Source organism: Pseudobutyrivibrio ruminis CF1b (assembly GCF_000424005.1).
In the GTDB taxonomy this organism is placed as follows: Bacteria; Bacillota; Clostridia; order Lachnospirales; family Lachnospiraceae; genus Pseudobutyrivibrio; species Pseudobutyrivibrio ruminis_C.
This window is the reverse complement of record NZ_AUJB01000013.1, coordinates 106,241-125,071: the sequence shown is the minus strand read 5'-3', so window position 1 is coordinate 125,071 and position 18,831 is coordinate 106,241. Positions and strand designations below refer to the sequence as shown.

The window sequence follows — 18,831 nt, the reverse complement described above, 5'->3', positions numbered from 1 at the left end:
TCCTCTACTTAAACTGATTCTTAACCGGATCATAGTGATAGTCAATACTGGCAAGTCTTGCCACGATATCATCACCATCCACTTCGTTATCCTCTACCAAAGCATCAAAACTCTTATAATAATCCCTCAATGCTGTATTCACTACAGAAAGCAGCATCACTGGGTCTTTTGGAAATTTCATTTTCTGTACCCCTAAAAATTTATATTATCACCAGTTCTTCTCAAACCCATCTGATATGAATCTGTAATCATCCTGGCTTCTGTCTGCACCTATAAGCAACTCGGCTATTGCACAATTATTGAAGTCCACATCCCAATAGTTCTCTCTGGCAGTCTTCTTTACGTATTCAAAGATAGCATGGCTGAGAGCACCATGACTTACGAGAAGAAGTGTATCATCTTCCTTAAGCTCACCAGATGAAATCATGCTGCGAATGCGCTCAACAACAGCACCTGCACGGGCAACAACTTCATCGTAGCTCTCACCACCTTCTGGTGGTCTGTAAGCCGCTGGAGTGTCAAAGCATTCATGTAAGAAAGCCGGATTCTCCTCACCCATATTTCTCTGCTCGCAAACACCAAAAGCCATTTCTATTAAATTATCATCTAACTCTATCTCAGCTGGCTTATAATCAGCAGAAATCTCTTTTTCTTTAAAGCTGCTAATATCAATACCTGCAAAAATAGCTCCAGTTTCGATTGCACGTCCAAGTGGGCTGGAAATAATTCTTGTAGGAATCAAATCATTTGCTTTTGCAAACTCATGGGATTCTCTGGCCTGCTCTCTTCCTCTTTCATTCAAAGGGATATCTGAGCTGCCCTGAAGTCTTTTTTGTACGTTTAAATCCGTCTGACCGTGGCGTAATAATAAAACTCTCAATGTGTTACCTCATAATTCTTTTCTTCACTGCCCTATAAAGTAACATTAAAATAAAGTTTTTTCAAATTTATTGTATATAATAGGTTGAGTATAAAGGAGAAAAATATGATTTATAGAAAACAAGCAGGCTTCGACGCCTTTAAGTGTATAGCCGACAAATGTCCTAAAAGCTGCTGCATTGGCTGGCAAATTATGATAGATGAAAACAGTGTGGATAAGTACAGCAAAACCGCAGGAGACTTTGGGCAGCGATTAAAGAATTCCATCAATTATGAGGAAGGCTGCTTCCTTCAAAATGGAATCCGCTGCAGCATGTTAAATGACAATGGTCTCTGCGACCTGCAGTCCACTTTAGGTGAAGAGTATCTCTGTGACACCTGCAGACTCTATCCAAGACATACAGAAGAATTCCAGGATATCAGGGAATACTCCCTTTCACTTTCATGCCCTGAGGTTACCCGTATGATTATGGAGCCTGATTACAAATTCGCATTTACGGAATCTGAGGATGACCTCATAGATGATCCCGAAGAATTTGAAGATTTTGATTTACTCTTGTTTGACAAGTTGGAATATGCCAGAGACAGACTGATGAAAATCGCATCAGACACTGCCACTCCTCTCCAGGATAGAATAAGCAATATTGTGGATTCTTCTCTTGAACTTCAGAATCTTTTTGACGAAGGGGATATATTTGGAATGGATGACGTAGAATTCAAGGACAAACAGGCCTTTGACTTTGAATACTGCCTAAAGAGTCTTGATACATTATTGGAAATGGAAGTTCTTGAAGAATCATGGACTAAAACTATTCAGGCCACAAAAGATTTCTGGAAAAACAAATCAGCCACTTCCCCTGAATGGAAGGCTGCCATGTATCCAAAAGCCGATACAGAATTCGTATTTTCGAAGGTATTACAGTCACTTCTTTTCACATATTTCTGTGGTGCAGTTTACGACGGGCAGATTTACGCCAGAACCATGATTGCCACCCAAAGTGTGCGCTGGCTTATGATGATTTATGAAGCAAACAAAAAAGACCTGAGGTCCACTATTTATCTCTATTCGAGAGAAGTGGAACACTCAGACCTTAATGTAAATCAGTTAATTGAATTTTTTGAAGCCGATTTAGAAAATCTTAGCTGAGAACTTATCTACAACTTCCTTTACAACACCGTCTTCGAATGGTGTCTTAAGGCCTACAGACTTAATCATCTTGGTGTAGTAATCGCTGCCTGAAAGCTTGCAAAGCTGAAGGTAGTGATTCCATGCCTCTTTGTAATCCTCATCCATCCATACCTTAAACTGCATAGCACAGATTGAAGCAAGTACATAATCAATGTAGTAGAATGGCACATCAAAGATGTGAAGCTGCTTCTGCCAGAAACCACCAAGATTATAGAACTCATTCTCTGAGAAATCGATGTATGGTCTGTACTGCTGCTCAAGCTTCTTCCATGTCTCCTTACGCTCTGCCGGAGTCATCTCTGGATTATCGTAAACAATATGCTGGAACTCATCAACCATTGTTCCATAAGGAAGGAATGTGCTGGCATCCTCAAGATGCATCTCGAAGTAATCCTCGTATCTGTCGCCAAAGAAATTCTTCATCCATCCATATGTGAAGTACTCCATAGACATAGAGTGAATCTCTGCTGTCTCCATACCAAGTGCATTGTGCTCTGTAACTTCATCATCACGAACTACATATGCCTGGAAAGCATGACCACACTCATGTGTAATTACATCAACGTCACCGCTTGTTCCATTGAAGTTAGCATAGATAAATGGTGCCTTATAGTTTGGAAGGTATGTCTGGTATCCACCAGCAGCCTTGTTCTTACGACCAAATACATCAAATAATTCATGCTTCATCATGAAATCCATGAATTCCTTTGTCTCTGGGCTAAGCTCTGAGTACATATCCTGACCGCTCTTAAGAATCTCTTCAGGTGTGCCTGTAGGCTTTGGATTGCCCTCGTTGAAATAAACGCCAAGCTCTGTAGCCTGAAGCTTATCAAGACCAAGTCTTGCTGCACGTTTTTCAGCAAGCTTTCCAACAAAAGGAACAAAGTATTCCTTAATCTGCTTTCTGAAGTTCTCCACGTCCTTTGGACCGTAGCTATTTCTGTGCCATCTGCAATAAGCAACCTCTGTATAAGAATCAAAACCTAAAAGCTTTGCCTGCTCAGTTCTGTTCTTTACCATCTTGTCGTAGATTTCATCAATCTCTGGTGTAACGCTCATAAACCAGTCTGAAACGGCCTTCTGAGCTTTCTTTCTAATCTCACGATCCTTGTTTGTAGTAAATGGTGCCATAAGTGAAAGGTTGTAAGTCTCACCTTCATACTGAATCTTTGCAGTAGCAATGATTTTGTCATAACGTGATGCAAGAGCATTTTCCTCCTGCATAAGAGGAATAACTGCATCGTTAACTGACTTTGCATCAAGTTCAGCATTCTTGAAAAATACTGGACCAAGCTTTGTCTCAAGGTAATCCTTGTACTCTGATGCTGCAAGAATATTGTTGTACTTGATTGTGGCATTGCTTACTCTAGGCATTACCTCATCAAAGTAATCATTTTCCTTCTCATAGAATTCATCTGTGTTATCAGCATCATGTCTGATATAAGCGATGTTGTATGCAGTTTCAAAATCATTAGAAAGCTTGTAAAATTCCTTATGAATCTCAAACTGCTCTTCGCCAGACTTTGCAGCCTGCTGACGCTCTATAAGCTCAGCAACTGTCTTTTCAAAAGCGTCGATATCAGGACGCTCATATGGTAAATCTTTAAACTTAAAATCCATAATTAACATCTTCTCCTTCGTGTAAAAATTTTTAGCTAGCTGATATTTTAGCATAAGAAAAGGACTATGCACAATGCATAGCCCCCTTCATCTTTCAAGGAGAATACTTTACAAATGAGTTAATGGGGCAATCTGCTCAAGAACATGGTTCATATCCTCGAACATAAAGCCCTTCTCGGTAATCTTTACCTTGATATCTTCAATATCGTTTGAAACCTGATCGAAGTAACTACGTGAATCTTCAATATTATCAGAGATAGAATTAATAGATGTCTCGCAGTTTTCAAATACCTCGCCCATCTGCTCGCTCTGCTCTGTAACCTCTTCAGCTACAGTTTTAATCTGACCAACAACTTCCTGAGTCTCAACAACACGCTCATGAGAAGCTTCGATGGCCTTCTTGGTATGGCCTACAGATTCAACTAGTCTGTTATTGTTTTCATCCAGTTCCTTCATACTATCGAATACAGATGTAACGACACTCTGAATCTCAGTAGAAAGATTTGTAACTTCGTCGGCAACGACAGCGAAGCCTCGTCCTGCTTCACCAGCACGGGCAGCCTCAATTGATGCGTTAAGAGCAAGAAGATTTGTCTGCTTAGCAAAACCACCAATCTGCTCTACCTTCTCACGGATATCATCAAAGCTCTTCTGGAATGCTGCAAACACTTCCTCAACCTCTGCGATTGTATCAGAAACGGCACCAGTACTCTGGTCAACCTTTTCCATACCATTGTGAGAATCATCAGCTGTGACAACCAGTTTTTTTACAATGTCATCAAAGGCATTTGTTATTTCTTCGATTGTTCTAAACTGCTCTTTAAATCCGCTCACAGAATCAGAAATACTGCCATACTTATCTTCTACAACAGAGAATGAATCTCTGATTGTCTCAATACCAGCAATAGTATTTGCCTCTTCACTTTGAAGCTTTTCCTTCTGCTCTATTGAATATCTGCCAACCTCACGGATAGCTTTCATGCGGTCTTTTAAATCAATCTTTTTTTCTTTTACATCACCAGCGTCCTGAGCCTGCTGGGCATCGATTTTCTTCTTTCCAAATAATCCCATATCGCACCTCCGTTATTCGAACACAGCGCAAACCATAGTCTGATTTACATGCTGTTTCTTATACTGCTCACCTCCACCTACGATTCCAACATGTGTGCCTACACGACCCATGTCACCAATGAAGGTTTCAAGATAACCTTTGTTCGCATATAACAAGTGACGATAAATACAATTTATAGAGAAGATAAATGAAATCTTATTATTCTCGCTTCTAATCGTATTGCGAGTATCATTTCCAATCTCTTCGTAATCCTTAAGCTCCAATACCTGAATGGAATCATTCTCATTAATCTTTTTATAATTAATCAATGAGCCATTATTTCCAATAGCATAAGGACTTGAAATGAATATCTGATCACCAACAATTCGACCAAGCGGATTGGTAAGTACATTATCAACAAGCTCTGCTCTTGAAACGTCAGCATCTTCACAATAAACGTCTGCTGCCGGGCGACCGTCTAAAGTGATAAGCTCCTTGTTTGCTAAATTTACCTTAGTTGCTATGTGCGATTTTGCGCATGGCATAGGACCATATATATTTTCAGAATAGGTTCTAATCTTACCTGCTTTATTTTTTAGAAGCGCATAGCAACATGCATCCTCATATAATACTCCATCTACTAATACCTGAGGTATCTGCTTTTCAGAATATCCAAATACTGTACCGCCAATAATTGGAATTCTCGCACGCTCTAAAGCTACGTTTAGTGAAGTAACCAAACGCTCTTCATCATTGGTACAGAATTCCAGGCAGATAGTATTGCTGTCTCCAGCATTTATCTTGGAAATCTTCTCCTCCAACTCAGGAATATCAAGCATTGGAGCCGTAGAAAGATTGCGTATAACACCAACTTCTACATCAACATCACTTCCAAATGCCATTAAAATCATTCTCTTATCTGATGCGGTAGTATCAAAATATGAAATTGTTCCTGTGCCGATAATAGGAACTCCTGGATATTTGCTATTAATTAATTTCGACGCTTCCTCAAACTGATCAAACGACGATAATAATACTAAAAATTTAGGATTGCCAGCTTTAGCGCAGACTTCAGCCACAGCAGCCCCTACATCTGTCTTCATTGACGTACCTATAGAAATTTGCATAAAAAACCCCTTTCTGTATACTATCCCACTAATGGGATTGTAGCACAGAAAGGGGCTAGTCCTTATTTTTTCACATTATATTCAATAATATTTAACAAAAAGTCAATACAGCGGGAAAGCTAGGCCCATGCAAATTGCTTTCAGCAATGGGCCTGCTGTGGCAAGCTATTTTCAAAGTCAAGCTTTGAAAATAACTTGCTATTCGTAACGCAAAGCGTCAATTGGGTTGAGCTTAGCTGCCTTATTTGCTGGATAGTATCCGAAGAAGATACCAATAGCCATAGAGAATCCAACTGCAATGACAACACTTGAAACTGAAACCACTGCATCGTAACCCATAAGTTTAACAGCCAGCATACCAAGGCCTACTCCAAGGAAGATTCCAATGATACCACCAATTACACAGATAACCACTGACTCAGTGATGAACTGTAGTCGAATAGATGAATTTGTAGCACCAAGGGCCTTTCTAGTACCGATTTCCTTTGTTCGCTCTGTGATAGATACCAACATGATGTTCATAACACCGATACCACCTACTACCAGGGAAATTCCGGCGATTACTGAAAGAGCAAGCTTAATCATGCTAATCATAGTATTTAATGAATCCATCATGGAATCCATACTTACTGCAGCAACCTCAAAGGCATCATTTCTCGAATAGAAATTTACATTAAAGAAATCTCTAACTTTTGTTACAAAGGTGACATTATCTGTGTTCACAGATGTAACAAGCATAAAATACTCGAAGCCCTTGTTTGCTGTGTGATTAATTTTTCTGGCAGTATTAAGAGGAACTAGTACCTCTGTCTTAGGGTTATCAGACTCACCAAATGATATTGAATCTGCCACATATTTATATACACCAACTACATAAAAGTCATTGAAGGTACCATCACTGCTGACAACCTCAATCTCTGTACCGATAACTGCATCGTTATCGCCTTTATAAAGACGTTCAACCAGCTTGTCTGAAACCATACAGACTGACTTGCCTTCTTTATAATCAGTTGTGATAAAGCTTCGTCCGCCAAGTACTTCCTTATCATTAAATTCCATGTAGTCCCTGTTATAGCCTACAATCTGAACCTTGGCATCCTTACCGTTGCGGCTGACCTTGCTTGTAGAATAATAATCTCCTACCTGTTCTGTAAGCATGACATACTTGATATCATCCTTAAACTCGTCTGTAAGAGACTTGAGCATTTCCTTTGTGATAAGGTCCTCGTCAGTCAAATCTCTAACATAGCCGCCACCATAATTCACACCTGACTCTTCTGAATCTTCAGTAGACTTCTGCATGATAGCTACCTGAATATTATTTGCACCAAGACCCTGCATGGTTGAGTTGACAATAAGGGTAATAGAGTTACCAACTGTCATTATCGCAATTACGGATGCGATACCGATAATAATTCCAAGCATTGTAAGCAGGGAACGCATTATATTTGCTTTAAGTCCCGATAATGCCACGAGGACGTTCTCTGTAAATAACATTATTCGCCCTCCTTTGCGTTTAATCCAGTCCAGCTTCCTGCAGACTCTCCAACGATGCTGCCATCCTTGAGAGTGATGATTCGCTGTGTCTCACGTGAAAGTTCAGGTGAGTGAGTGATAAGAACAATTGTCTTGCCCTGCTCCTCGTGAAGCTTATGGAAAATATCCATAATCAATCGTCCAGTAGCAGAATCAAGAGCACCTGTAGGCTCATCGGCCAAAATGATTGCTGGGTCATTTGCCATGGCTCTTGCAATAGCAACACGCTGCTTCTGTCCACCTGAAAGCTCATCAGGCTTATGCATCATTCTGTCTGTCATCTCCACCTGCTCCAGAAGCATCTTTGCGCGCTCCATTCTCTCCTGTCTGCCCATACCGGCATACATCATAGGAAGCTCAACGTTTTTAAGTGCTGTTGTTCTGGCAATAAGATTGTATGTCTGGAATACGAATCCAATCTTTTTATTTCTAAGTGCTGAAAGCTCGTGATCCTTAGCCTTCTCAATATCTATTCCATCAAGAGAGTATTCACCAGCTGTGGGTCTGTCCAAAGCACCGATGATATTCATCAGTGTAGATTTACCTGAACCAGACTGACCAACGATGGAAACAAACTCGCCCTTGTTGACTGTAAAATTCAGTCCGTGAAGTACCTCAAATTCGTTGGGGGTCCCAATAAAGAAACTCTTATGGATATTGCGAAGGTCAAGCATAGTATTTTCTGCCATAATAACCTCCTAATCGAAATACATGTAATCCATAATATCTGTACTTGGTCCATCAGCTACAACTGCTTCTACAGTCATGCCCTTCTTAAGACCTTCACCCTTAACTTCTACATAGTAATCGCTCTCAAGTCCCTTTGTAACCTTGATTTCTTTCTTGTTACCATCATCCTCGATAACGTTTACAAATAATGTACCATCATCCTTCTTCTGAACACAATCGTATGGAACACAAAGAGCATTCTTAGCTGAGTCGATAATTACGCTGGCCTTTGCAGTCATACCAACACGCATTCTCTTGTCAGTTTTGTCCATCTTAATCTTAACTTTGTATGATGCAACATTGCCGCCTGTAGCCTGCTGATTTGTTCCGATTACATCCTCTGATGCAAGTGAAACGAAAGTTACTTCGCCGTCAAATGATTCATCATCTGTAGCCTCAAACTTAACCTTTGCAGGAAGACCTGTCTCAATGTTTGCAATGTTGTACTCATTAACTGTAGCTTCTACTACGAACTCGCTTGTATCTGCTATCGTAAATACGGTATTACCCTGAGCATAGTTGTTTCCTTCAGTAACATTCATTGTGATGATGTATCCTGAAATAGGAGCCTCAACATGAGTAGCATCCTTGCTCTCATATACATCTTCTTTTGCATCTACCTGAGTGTAGTTCTGGCTGAATGCCTGCTTAAGCTGAGCAAGCTCAATCTTTGTCTGAGCCTGATCAATGGCATCTTCCCAATCCTCTAACTCATCACGCTTCATTTCATACTCTTCCATTGTGAAACCATAGCGAGCCTTGATAATCTGATTCTGCTCTTCGTATCGCTCTGTTTCACCTGAGTATGGATCCTTCTGGCCGTTATCAAAAGCACCCTTTACATCGTCATAATATACCTTGTACTTTTCAAGCCATTCTTTTCTTTCTTCAATCTTCTTCTGAGTGTCAGTAATGGTCTTCTGGAGATCATCTATATCCTGAACTCCCTGCTTGTTTTCAATATTGTACTGAGCATTAAGCTCGGCAATCTTTCTGTCAAAGTCATCACCGTCAAACTCAACTACAACTGAACCAGCCTCTACATAATCGCCAACTTCATAGTTGATCTTCTTTACCTTGATACCGGTCATAGTTCCACCGATTGTAGATGTAACCTTTGCAGTGTCTGTAGCGGTAAGTGTTCCTGTAACACTTACAGACTTTGTAAGGTCCATCTGATCTACTTCAGCTGTAACTGGCTTATTAGCCTCTTCTTCCATGAGCTTCTGTGCCTTAGCCATGTTGTAACGTGCATAGCCAACTATTCCTAAAATAATAGCAATAACAATAACTAACTTAACATGCTTCCTTAGGAAGTGGCCGATTTTCCCAAAAAACTTCTTAACTGTTTCCATAAAAAATATCATCCTCCATAACTAGTCTTAAACTGACAATTTATTATCCATGATCCAAGCTGTGATCAAATAGAATACCAATGTAAGCAATGCGTAAAAGCCTATATTTGAAACGAGTCTAGACATTGAATAAATGTATAAGTCGCCATATATTGCATCGTGAATGTTGTTTACAACAACTGAAATCACAAGAAATGCCACGAAGCTTAGTAATCCGTTAAATTTGTTTCCTTTTAATACTGTGGCACAAAGTACAACTGCCAAAAATCCAAGACAGATAAGATATACCCATGACATAACACCGTCAAAACAAGCCATTCCAAATGTCTGGTAATTTAATGTAGCAACATCACCTGTAACAACCACACTTAAAAGTTCCATAACCCCTTTGAAATCTTCGTATCTAATTGTTAGAAGCATGATGTCGAGGATTGCAAGGACTGTGAAAAATATACCAGAGATAAGTACTGAGCCGCAGTTCTCAATTACTTTTGCTCCGAGAATCTTGTAACTGTTATTAGGTGTCATAAATAACATGTAGCTTTGCTTTGTATTAATATCTTTGCTAAGCACATGAATTCCATATACTCCGATTAGGAACAAGCCACAAATTGTTGTCAGCACCAATCCTGTAATGGATGCTGCAAGCAAATCATCGCTTAGTTTCCATGCCCCAAAAAGAAATAACAACTCGAAAAATGCTGTGAAGCAAAGGACCAGGCCCTTCATCTTCCATGATTTTCTAAACTCGTATTTAATTAATGCTCCCATTAACAAGCACCTCCCATTTCAGCAGCGCCATACACTTCTCTATACTTATCAGCTAATGAAATGCACTGGTTCTGTCTTAACTCTTCTACTTCATAAACACCTGCCAGATGAGATTTGTTAATGAAGATTGCATAATCAACAACTGACTCAAGCTCCTCTACAAGATGACTTGATACTAAAAGTACCTTGTCCTCACCGGCATGTCTGATGATTGCATTTAAAACTTCATCTCTTGCAAGAAGATCAATTCCATTAAGTGGCTCATCAAGCATGTATACCTTTGCGTCTCTTGCCATGGTAACTGCCACCTTTAATTTGGCAAGCATACCAGATGAAAGTTCCTTACACTTAAGTTTCTTTTCAAGATCCATCTCCTGAAGCATTTCCTCAAAAGCTTCCATCGAAAAATCATCGAAGAAATCCTGATAATATTTTCCAACATCGCCAACTGTCATCCAGTCATAGAAATATGGTTCTGTAGACATGTATGCGATTTCTCTTCTGCTTCTAACCCCTACTGGCTCATCCTTATATTTGATTACACCAGATGTTGGCTTAATAAGGCCTGCTGCCATCTTCATCCATGTTGTCTTACCGCTTCCGTTTGGGCCAAGCATTGCATAAATATGTCCCGGCTCAAGCTTAATGGAAACTCCATCTACTGCTGTCTTGCCAAGAAATTTCTTTGTAACCTCAAAGCTCTCTAACATTTTTATTCCTTCCTCCGTTATTTAGTAGTTTTAATCATTTCGATTGCCTCGTCCTTTGAAATACCAAGTTCTGAAATACATTTAAGAAACTCTTCCAGGCAACCATGAGCCATTTCATGACGACATTCTTTTATCTTAGATTCATCCTCGGTCACGAATGTGCCCATTCCTCTTTTGGTGTAGCAAACCCCTTCTCGTTCAAGTTCCTGATACACCCTGGCTGCAGTATTAGGATTGATTGTGTACTGCACTGCAAGATCTCTACTAGAAGGAAGTTTTTCACCTGTTTTGATTCGCTCATTTATAATATCCAGCTTTATCGCATCGATAACCTGCATATATATAGGCGTTTTTGAATCATATTGCATATGTATACTCCTCCGTGTTGTACCTCTGTACTATGTAGATAGTACACTAGTATCATATGGATGTCAACACCAGAGATTAAAAAAAAATTCCCCGAAGGGAATTTTTTTATCAAGCCTTTTTTGTATCAGCCCAATACATACTCTTAAATTCGGTAGGTGTGCATCCTTTTTGTATCTTGAACATACGGATGAAGGATGAGATTGATGTGAATCCACAGTTGAGGGCCACATCAGTTACTGATACACCTGGTTCAACCAAAAGCTCCTGCGCCTTTGCTATTCTTTTTTGATTTACATATTTATAGAAGCTAGTGCCTGTGAATTGCTTGAACAGCCTCTCAAAATAGAACTTACTAAATCCGCTCATGTCGGCTATGTCATCTAATTTAAGATCCTCTGAACAGTGTGCATTGATGTAATCACAGATCTCCATAAACTTTGGAGCATACTCTTCTTTTACAATAGGATTGTAATCTGTATTTACATTATTATTAGAATAGTTTGTTCCTATTAATACTAACATCTTCAGAAGCTGACTATATATATTCACCTCTGAGAAAGGATTATTCTCCATGTATTCCTCACGGATATTAATAAGCATCTCCTTAACTGTTCCATGAATCTCAGGATACTCTTCCGGTGTGATGACACAATAAGGAGACATAATGGAAAATAAAATTTCCACTTCTTTCATAAATCTAAGTGTGGTGGTGTTAGGCTGGAAAATAATACGACGACCTGTAGGCGGTGCAATAATAGAATGAACGCAACCTGGACAGACTATGCAGATATCTCCCTCGCGAAGTTCAACCTCCGCATTTGAGAAAACCATCTTATATCCATTTTCAACTGGCATTATTATTTCGATAGCTGGATGCCAGTGCATAGGATAATCCTCATATTGTGTGTTGTCATAGAGCTTTAATCCCGTACTCTGCTTGTAATTCACGGTCTCAAAGATGCCGTCTAAGCTTTCTATCATAAAATTCTTCTCCCTTAAAAAACCACCTTTTTTCAAAAGGCAATAATTGATAACTAATTTCCGTTACAATTTTTGCTCTTATTTGCCCTAAAATCAAGTTTTTTCAAATAATTGCTCCCCAAAATTAAGGAATTTGTTCATTTTATCATTTTCGCCACAGTTCTTTTAGTGATTTTGCACAATTTTTCAGCAATAATTAACTTTACTTGAGCAATTTTTGATAATTAATCAACAACATTTTTAAAGATTGTGTTCAAATTGTGTGTTAAATTTAAGTTACCAAAACAGTTAACAGACAAATGTAACACAATAGCAAATAGGGGGCTTATCATTTGTCAAGAAAAAGGAGGAGACGTAATGAAAAAGAAATTACTTGCGACTTTAATGTCAGCAATGATGATCGCTTCTGTATTTACAGGTTGCGGTGCATCAGGCGGATCGTCTGATTCAGCTTCAAGCTCAGGTTCAGACGGTTCAGCAGATGGTGTTCAGGAAATCACCTGGATGTTCTGGGATGATTTGGATGCCACACAGGATCTTATCTCTCTTGGATACAAGGAGAACGTTGAAAGATTCAACAAAGATTATGAGGGCAAGTACCACGTTAACGTTGTTACAACAAACCTCGAAGAGTACTATGACAAGTTAAATGCGTTAGTAGCTGCTGGGGAAACACCTGACGTATTTATTGTCAGCCCAGGCCCACAGCTTACCGATTATGTAGCACCTGGTATCGCTGCTCCACTTGATGACTATCTTGCTGATGGTTGGAAAGATACATTCACAAGTGATGCAGTATTCACACAGCAGACATATGACGGCAAGATCTACGCTGTACCTCTTAACACAGCTGCAGCTTGCTGCTTCTATAACACAGAGATGTTCGAAAAAGCTGGTGTAGAAGTTCCTACAAACTGGGATGAAATGCTTGGCGCTTGCGAAAAGCTTCAGTCAGCAGGATTTACACCAATCACAATTTCAGCTGGTACAGCATGGTGCCTTTCAATGGTAGCTGGTTACCTTTGCGAAGCTGAGGGCGTTGACCTTTCTAAGCTTGCAGATGGTTCTGCTTCTTGGGAGGATGGAAAGCTTGAGGCAGCTGCAACAAAGCTTCTTGACCTTTCTAAGTACTTCCAGCCTACAGCAGCTGGTGACACAAACGACGTTGCTACAGCAAACTTCTACAACGAAGAAGCTGCTATCCTTATCCAGGGTTCTTGGGCAATCGGTCAGATTAACGGCGAGAACCCAGAGTTTGAGTCTAAGTGTGGTGTATTCCAGTTCCCAGGTGTACAGAGACTTATCGCTAAGTCTGATTCACTTTGCATGAGCTCATCAACAAAGTCTCCTGAGGCTTGCGCTGCATTCATGAAGTACTTCACAGATGACACAGCTCAGAAGTACACAGCAGAAGTTGGTGGAAAGATTCCTGTAACAAAGGTTGAATATGATGCTTCAGCAGCACCTGCTCAGCTTGCTTACGTAATGGATATCTTTGAGAACGCAAAGGGTACATTCGGATTCTACAATGAGTCAATGCCTACAACAGAGACAGGCTCACACTTCGATGACACAATGGTATCAGTATTCCTTGGTGATATGACACCTGCTGAGGCTGCTACCGACATGGAAGAGTTCTACCAGGCAAACTGCCGATAACATTCTTTTTCTTCAATACCTTTATTGTATATTGGGGCGCAACTTCCCTGCGCCCCTATTCTTTTAAACTTTTTTAGGGTCTATTTAATAAAAATTAAGGAAAATAAGTTATGGATAAATTACTTAGAAACAAAAAAGCCATCATAATTTTCATGGCGCCAGCATTAATTCTATTTACTTTTATATTATTTATTCCAATCTGCCAATCTGTGTATTACTCATTTTGTGATTACAACGCTTTGACACCAGCAAAATGGGTTGGATTAAAAAATTATCAGGGATTACTTGGCGATAAAACATTGAAAATTGCCTTAAAGAATTCTGTGTTCTTTTTGGTTTATTCATGTATAACTCAGCTAATTATGGGTCTGTTCTTAGCAGCCCTTCTTACAAATATAGATAAAGGAAGAAACCTTTTCAAAAATATTATCTATTTACCATGTGTTCTTTCATCAGCTGCTTTAGGTCTGTTATGGATGTTTATTTTCAGCCCTAAGCTTGGTATCAACCAGCTTCTTCAAAAGCTTGGTATGGAAGGTCCACTTTGGCTTATGGATACAAAAGGTTTCATCATCCTTCCAATGTGGGTAATCGCATTCGTTGCTTTATGGCAGTACGTAGGACAATCAATGATGCTTTACATGGCTCAGATTTCCGGAATCAGCAAATCATTATATGAGGCAAGTTACATTGATGGTTGCAGCAAGGCTAAGAGCTTCCGTTATATCACTCTCCCGCTCGTCCGCCCTATGGTTGCAACCGCAATGTCACTTAACGCAATCGGTTCATTGAAATTCTTCGACATGATTTTCAACATGACAGAAGGTGGTCCAAACCACAAGACTGAAGTTCTTGCAACTCACCTTTATCAGCAGGGCTTTAAGTACTTCAAGTACGGATATGCCAGCGCAATCGGTGTGTTACTCCTTGTGCTTTGTTTGGCTGTAACACTGTTCATAAATAAGGTTGTAAAGACCGAGCCATATGAGATGTAGGAGGTTTTAGAAATGAAAAATTTATCAGTTTGGAAAGTTATTATATACATCTTTTTGGTAATCATGGCAGTGCTTTACTTGGCTCCACTTCTTTGGACATTTAATGTTGCCTTCAAGACAAATAAGGAGATTTTCACTGCTCCATTTGCATTACCACAAAATCCTACAATGGAAAACTTCACCTTTGCTTGGACAGCAGGTAAGCTTGGTATCGCAACACTTAATTCATTTATCGTCTGCGTTGTAACATTAATTCTCAGTATGATAATCGGTTCTATGGCAGCATTCGGCATTGCCCGCTTACGCTGGAAGTTTTCACATTTAGCACTTGTTTATTTCCTTACTGGAATGATGATTCCTGTACACTGCGTTTTGATTCCACTTTTCACACGTTTTGCAAAGGTTGGATTATCAAACAGCCTAACAGGTTTGATTCTTCCTTATTTAACATTCTCTCTTCCAATAACCATATTTATCATGGTTGGTTTCTTTGAGGGAATGCCAAACGAGCTTATTGAGAGTGCCTGCATCGACGGCGCATCAATTTACCAGATTTTCTTTAAGGTATGTCTTCCACTTGGAAAGACCGGACTTTTCGTTACAGGTCTTATGACATTCGTAGGAAACTGGAACGAACTCTTACTTGCAATGGTATTTATATCTGACGATATGAAGAAAACACTTCCTGTTTCTCTTTCAAAATTCGTTGGACCTTACAATACAAACTATTCACAGATGTTTGCAGCCATCATCATCGCAATCATACCAACAATCGTTGTATATTGCGCATTCTCAAATCAGATTGTAGATGGTTTAACTGCTGGTGCGGTTAAGGGCTAAAAACTAAGTGAAAAAAATTTAGGAGAAAAAAGAGAGTATAATGAAAACACAAAACAAACCCCTGATTACTGAACTTTTCACGGCTGATCCATCAGCACATGTGTATGAGGATAAGATTTTTATCTATCCTTCACATGACATTCCACATAACGGGGAAGACAACGACAATGGTGACGAATATCAAATGGAGGATTATCATGTTTTCTCAATGAGCGAAGACAGTGATGAAGTCACCGACCACGGTATGGTTTTACATCAGGATGATGTTCCTTGGGTAAGCAGCCAGATGTGGGCTCCAGACTGTGTATTAAAAGATGAGGTTTATCACTTAATTTTCCCAGCCAGAGACAAAGAAGGAAACTTCAGACTCGGTATTGCAGAAAGTAAAAATCCAGCAGGCCCATTTGAGCCAAGACCAGAATGCATTCCAGGAAGCTTTAGTATTGACCCTTGCTCTTTCATCGATGATGACGGACAGGTTTATATTTACTTCGGTGGTCTCTGGGGCGGTCAGCTCGAGAAATACCGCACAGGAAAGTTTGATCCTAACGGTACAGAGCCTCCAAAGAATGAGCACGCTGTATGGCCTAAGGTAGCTCCTATGAAGGATGACATGAGCGAATTTGCAAAGGCTCCTTCAGATGTAGTAATCCTTGATGAGAACGGCAACGAGCTTCTTGCTGGAGATGAAGACAGAAGATATTTTGAAGATCCATGGATGCACAAGCATAATGGAAAGTACTACTTCTCTTACTCAACAGGAACAACACACTATATCGTATATGCGGTAGCAGATAACCCATATGGCCCATTTACATATCAGGGCAGAATCTTAGAGCCAGTACTTGGATGGACAACACACCACTCTATCGTAGAGTACCACGGCAAGTCATATCTCTTCTATCATGACTGTGAGATTTCAAAGGGTATCAACCACAGAAGAAATGTAAAGTACTGCGAGTTAAAGTACAACGAGGATGGAAGCATCCAGACTATTACTCCAGAGTATAAGTAAAATGAAAGAGCACAGCTGTGGCTGTGCTCTTAATTATTATATTATTTCAATAATTGCATTTATCATATCTCTCTACCAACAGGCTCTCCCCAATCATATTCCTCTGAAGCCTTTGTATATCAAACTTAGGCTGCCACATACTCATAGTACTCTTCCTCAGTAGCAAATAACTCGTAAGAACCATCTACAAGACCCATATATCCCTCACCAACAACATATCCTTTCATAATTCTACCTCCTTTGGCGAACACTACGTTTATCAACTGTCTAAATTATGCATCACCTAGGTGGGTATAAATATGTACACAAAAATAGCCCGGCAGCAAATGCCACCAGGCCTCTAAAATAGCTATTCTGTTTAATTAGAATCCGCTGCACTTTCCTGAAAGTACTGCACCACTAATATTGTTCTTTCCGTTGATTGACTTGCAATCGATAATCTGTGCTTTGCCAAAAGTTACCTGGTAACCAAGTGCTGATGGCTTTCCAGATGCAGGCCAATTGTAGTTGTTCTTCTTATTAGAATCAGCTGTGCAATTCTTCATTGTAACAACACCGCTCTGATTGTTTCTGTCGAAACCTGATGCAAGATTGCCCTTCGCAGAGCATCCTGTAAGTGTATGCTTTAAAGGATCAAGGTGTGCCTTCTGACCTGGAGTCTTGTTGTCTACTCCACCCATCTTAAAGCCGTTACCATCGCCATAGATACCGTTGCAGTATCCATTGTAATTGGCCTGACAGTTTACAAGTGTAACAGCGCCGTGAGCTGCGTAGCAGTCCCAGCCGTCATCACTGTTGTAATCTGCGATACACTCTTCATAGTAGTTGCCTTCACCTGAGTGAAGCTTGTTAGCGAATCCATCTGCATTTTCACCCTTTGCATCTGCATTGTGATGTGAGTGACACTTGATGAACTTGTTGTATGCACCACCATTGCAAACCTGGAAGCCTGCATCCTGATTGTAGCAAGCCTCTACACTTGTAAATGTGTTGTTAGAACCTGTGATATATAAACCGTTATCAGAAGCGTTCTTTACAGTGATGTAAGAAACCTTACTACCATTACCTTCGAATGTAAGACCTCTTCCATTACTTCCTGATGTAGATGAAAAATCAATTACAGCATTGTTCTTTCCAGTAATATGAACACCTGAAGGAACCTTGACAGCACCTGACTTAACTGTACCGTTGATTACGATTGTAGTACCTGACTTTGCCTTGCTAATAGCAGCTGAAAGTGTGGTGCCACCATTCTTAACCTCGATTGAATTTCCAGATACAACTGGCTCCTGAGAACCTGAGTTGTTTCCACCATTATTGTTACCGCCCTGGTTACCTGAACCATTGCCCTTGTCTTTGTCCTTATCCTTGTTCTTGTTCTTATCCTCTCCCTTTGAAGGATTCTCATTAGAAGAACCAATGCTTTCGAACTTGAATAACTGAGCACCTGCACCATTAGATGATGAAAGGTAAACATTTCCACCATTTGATGTGCCGCTAACAGTAAGAGCCATCTTGTTTCCTGAACATTTAGCAGTAATAGAATATTCCTTATTACCTCTGTGCTTCACCTTGAAAATCTGCGCATCAGCGCCATTAGCCTGATAGATCTGTACATTAGTGCCGCTAGTCTTTGCACCGTTTGCAACATCCATCATTCTTCCACCATTAAGCCCGCTCTTAATAGTGATGTAGTTATTTCCTACATTTGAAACATACCATTTCTGTCCCTGATTTCCAACGCCCTGATACTGCTGAACATTAGCTCCGTTTGAATCTTTTTCCCCAGCAACCTCAACGTATTTCTGACTACTTACATTTTTAATGTAATACCAGCCATTTGGAATTAATGTGCTTGCTGCAGAAACTGGAACAGAAGGCAACAAGCTGACAACCATTGCACATGTAAGGGCAACTGCTATCTTCTTTTTTAACATTTTTCCTAACATAACATATCTCCTTATAAAAATACGGAAACCATTATACAATATAACGGTTCCCGTAG

At 39.9% G+C, this 18,831-nt stretch carries 18 protein-coding genes; 5 read left to right on the top strand and 13 right to left on the bottom strand.

The features are described from left to right. Window positions 1-4 precede the first annotated feature (4 nt). Both G592_RS0112305 and G592_RS17160 read right to left on the bottom strand, forming a co-directional pair. A complete protein-coding gene (locus G592_RS0112305; protein WP_028248079.1) occupies window positions 5-181 on the bottom strand; it encodes a DUF4250 domain-containing protein in 177 nt (58 codons plus the stop codon). A gap of 27 nt (window positions 182-208) precedes the next feature. Beyond that, window positions 209-880 carry a histidine phosphatase family protein gene (locus G592_RS17160; protein WP_028248078.1) on the bottom strand — a complete coding sequence of 224 codons (672 nt, stop codon included), beginning with the start codon at window positions 878-880 and terminating at the stop codon, window positions 209-211. 105 nt (window positions 881-985) lie between these two features. Between G592_RS17160 and fliB the strand changes: the two genes are divergently transcribed. Then, the gene (gene fliB, locus G592_RS16495) at window positions 986-2,026 is read left to right on the top strand and encodes a flagellin lysine-N-methylase (protein ID WP_051194909.1); all 1,041 of its coding nucleotides are present in this window, start codon (window positions 986-988) and stop codon (window positions 2,024-2,026) included. Here fliB and G592_RS0112290 read toward each other — a convergent pair. From G592_RS0112290 to G592_RS0112245, 10 genes are all read right to left on the bottom strand, one after another. Then, complete coding sequence (locus G592_RS0112290) at window positions 2,009-3,688, bottom strand: M3 family oligoendopeptidase (protein WP_028248077.1); 1,680 nt, start codon at window positions 3,686-3,688, stop codon at window positions 2,009-2,011. The two genes, fliB and G592_RS0112290, sit on opposite strands and share 18 nt — an antisense overlap. Window positions 3,689-3,796: 108 nt before the next feature. Next, window positions 3,797-4,759 (bottom strand): methyl-accepting chemotaxis protein, encoded by a 963-nt coding sequence (locus tag G592_RS0112285; RefSeq protein WP_028248076.1) that lies wholly within the window; start codon window positions 4,757-4,759, stop codon window positions 3,797-3,799. 12 nt (window positions 4,760-4,771) lie between these two features. Next, entirely contained in the window at window positions 4,772-5,866 is a 1,095-nt protein-coding gene (locus tag G592_RS0112280; RefSeq protein ID WP_028248075.1) for an FIST N-terminal domain-containing protein, read from the bottom strand. 198 nt (window positions 5,867-6,064) lie between these two features. Continuing rightward, the gene (locus tag G592_RS0112275; RefSeq protein WP_028248074.1) at window positions 6,065-7,363 is read right to left on the bottom strand and encodes an ABC transporter permease; all 1,299 of its coding nucleotides are present in this window, start codon (window positions 7,361-7,363) and stop codon (window positions 6,065-6,067) included. After that, window positions 7,363-8,091 carry an ABC transporter ATP-binding protein gene (locus G592_RS0112270; protein WP_028248073.1) on the bottom strand — a complete coding sequence of 243 codons (729 nt, stop codon included), beginning with the start codon at window positions 8,089-8,091 and terminating at the stop codon, window positions 7,363-7,365. Before G592_RS0112270 ends, G592_RS0112275 begins: the two co-directional genes overlap by 1 nt. Window positions 8,092-8,100: 9 nt before the next feature. After that, a complete protein-coding gene (locus tag G592_RS0112265; protein WP_028248072.1) occupies window positions 8,101-9,486 on the bottom strand; it encodes an efflux RND transporter periplasmic adaptor subunit in 1,386 nt (461 codons plus the stop codon). Window positions 9,487-9,513: 27 nt separating this feature from the next. Continuing rightward, a complete protein-coding gene (locus G592_RS0112260; protein ID WP_028248071.1) occupies window positions 9,514-10,257 on the bottom strand; it encodes a hypothetical protein in 744 nt (247 codons plus the stop codon). Then, window positions 10,257-10,967 (bottom strand): ABC transporter ATP-binding protein, encoded by a 711-nt coding sequence (locus tag G592_RS0112255; protein ID WP_028248070.1) that lies wholly within the window; start codon window positions 10,965-10,967, stop codon window positions 10,257-10,259. The genes G592_RS0112260 and G592_RS0112255 overlap by 1 nt, the downstream gene beginning before the upstream one ends. A gap of 17 nt (window positions 10,968-10,984) precedes the next feature. Next, window positions 10,985-11,335, bottom strand: coding sequence for a GntR family transcriptional regulator (locus G592_RS0112250; protein WP_028248069.1), 351 nt, complete (start codon window positions 11,333-11,335; stop codon window positions 10,985-10,987). A 109-nt stretch (window positions 11,336-11,444) separates the two neighbouring features. Further along, window positions 11,445-12,317 (bottom strand): helix-turn-helix domain-containing protein, encoded by an 873-nt coding sequence (locus G592_RS0112245; protein ID WP_028248068.1) that lies wholly within the window; start codon window positions 12,315-12,317, stop codon window positions 11,445-11,447. A gap of 357 nt (window positions 12,318-12,674) precedes the next feature. Here G592_RS0112245 and G592_RS0112240 point away from each other — a divergent pair, with 357 nt between their 5' ends. The 4 genes from G592_RS0112240 to G592_RS0112225 all read left to right on the top strand — a co-directional run bounded on the left by G592_RS0112240 (window position 12,675) and on the right by G592_RS0112225 (window position 16,826). Continuing rightward, the gene (locus tag G592_RS0112240) at window positions 12,675-13,976 is read left to right on the top strand and encodes an ABC transporter substrate-binding protein (protein ID WP_028248067.1); all 1,302 of its coding nucleotides are present in this window, start codon (window positions 12,675-12,677) and stop codon (window positions 13,974-13,976) included. 110 nt (window positions 13,977-14,086) lie between these two features. Next, a complete protein-coding gene (locus tag G592_RS0112235; RefSeq protein WP_028248066.1) occupies window positions 14,087-14,971 on the top strand; it encodes a carbohydrate ABC transporter permease in 885 nt (294 codons plus the stop codon). Window positions 14,972-14,983: 12 nt separating this feature from the next. Continuing rightward, window positions 14,984-15,811, top strand: coding sequence for a carbohydrate ABC transporter permease (locus G592_RS0112230; protein WP_028248065.1), 828 nt, complete (start codon window positions 14,984-14,986; stop codon window positions 15,809-15,811). 40 nt (window positions 15,812-15,851) lie between these two features. Further along, window positions 15,852-16,826 (top strand): glycoside hydrolase family 43 protein, encoded by a 975-nt coding sequence (locus G592_RS0112225; protein WP_028248064.1) that lies wholly within the window; start codon window positions 15,852-15,854, stop codon window positions 16,824-16,826. Between the two features lie 362 nt (window positions 16,827-17,188). Here the strand turns inward: G592_RS0112225 and G592_RS0112215 are convergent, their stop codons facing one another. Continuing rightward, complete coding sequence (locus tag G592_RS0112215) at window positions 17,189-18,775, bottom strand: RICIN domain-containing protein (RefSeq protein WP_036952869.1); 1,587 nt, start codon at window positions 18,773-18,775, stop codon at window positions 17,189-17,191. Window positions 18,776-18,831 lie beyond the last annotated feature (56 nt).

Coding starts and splice junctions, on each gene's coding strand:
- G592_RS0112245 (WP_028248068.1), bottom strand. CDS start 12,317: ATGATAGAAAGCTTAGACGGCATCTTTGAGACCGTGAATTACAAGCAG.
- G592_RS0112230 (WP_028248065.1), top strand. CDS start 14,984: ATGAAAAATTTATCAGTTTGGAAAGTTATTATATACATCTTTTTGGTA.
- G592_RS0112265 (WP_028248072.1), bottom strand. CDS start 9,486: ATGGAAACAGTTAAGAAGTTTTTTGGGAAAATCGGCCACTTCCTAAGG.
- G592_RS0112215 (WP_036952869.1), bottom strand. CDS start 18,775: ATGTTAGGAAAAATGTTAAAAAAGAAGATAGCAGTTGCCCTTACATGT.
- G592_RS0112255 (WP_028248070.1), bottom strand. CDS start 10,967: ATGTTAGAGAGCTTTGAGGTTACAAAGAAATTTCTTGGCAAGACAGCA.
- G592_RS0112260 (WP_028248071.1), bottom strand. CDS start 10,257: ATGGGAGCATTAATTAAATACGAGTTTAGAAAATCATGGAAGATGAAG.
- G592_RS0112270 (WP_028248073.1), bottom strand. CDS start 8,091: ATGGCAGAAAATACTATGCTTGACCTTCGCAATATCCATAAGAGTTTC.
- G592_RS0112305 (WP_028248079.1), bottom strand. CDS start 181: ATGAAATTTCCAAAAGACCCAGTGATGCTGCTTTCTGTAGTGAATACA.
- G592_RS0112285 (WP_028248076.1), bottom strand. CDS start 4,759: ATGGGATTATTTGGAAAGAAGAAAATCGATGCCCAGCAGGCTCAGGAC.
- G592_RS0112235 (WP_028248066.1), top strand. CDS start 14,087: ATGGATAAATTACTTAGAAACAAAAAAGCCATCATAATTTTCATGGCG.
- G592_RS0112280 (WP_028248075.1), bottom strand. CDS start 5,866: ATGCAAATTTCTATAGGTACGTCAATGAAGACAGATGTAGGGGCTGCT.
- G592_RS0112225 (WP_028248064.1), top strand. CDS start 15,852: ATGAAAACACAAAACAAACCCCTGATTACTGAACTTTTCACGGCTGAT.
- fliB (WP_051194909.1), top strand. CDS start 986: ATGATTTATAGAAAACAAGCAGGCTTCGACGCCTTTAAGTGTATAGCC.
- G592_RS0112250 (WP_028248069.1), bottom strand. CDS start 11,335: ATGCAATATGATTCAAAAACGCCTATATATATGCAGGTTATCGATGCG.
- G592_RS0112240 (WP_028248067.1), top strand. CDS start 12,675: ATGAAAAAGAAATTACTTGCGACTTTAATGTCAGCAATGATGATCGCT.
- G592_RS0112290 (WP_028248077.1), bottom strand. CDS start 3,688: ATGGATTTTAAGTTTAAAGATTTACCATATGAGCGTCCTGATATCGAC.
- G592_RS0112275 (WP_028248074.1), bottom strand. CDS start 7,363: ATGTTATTTACAGAGAACGTCCTCGTGGCATTATCGGGACTTAAAGCA.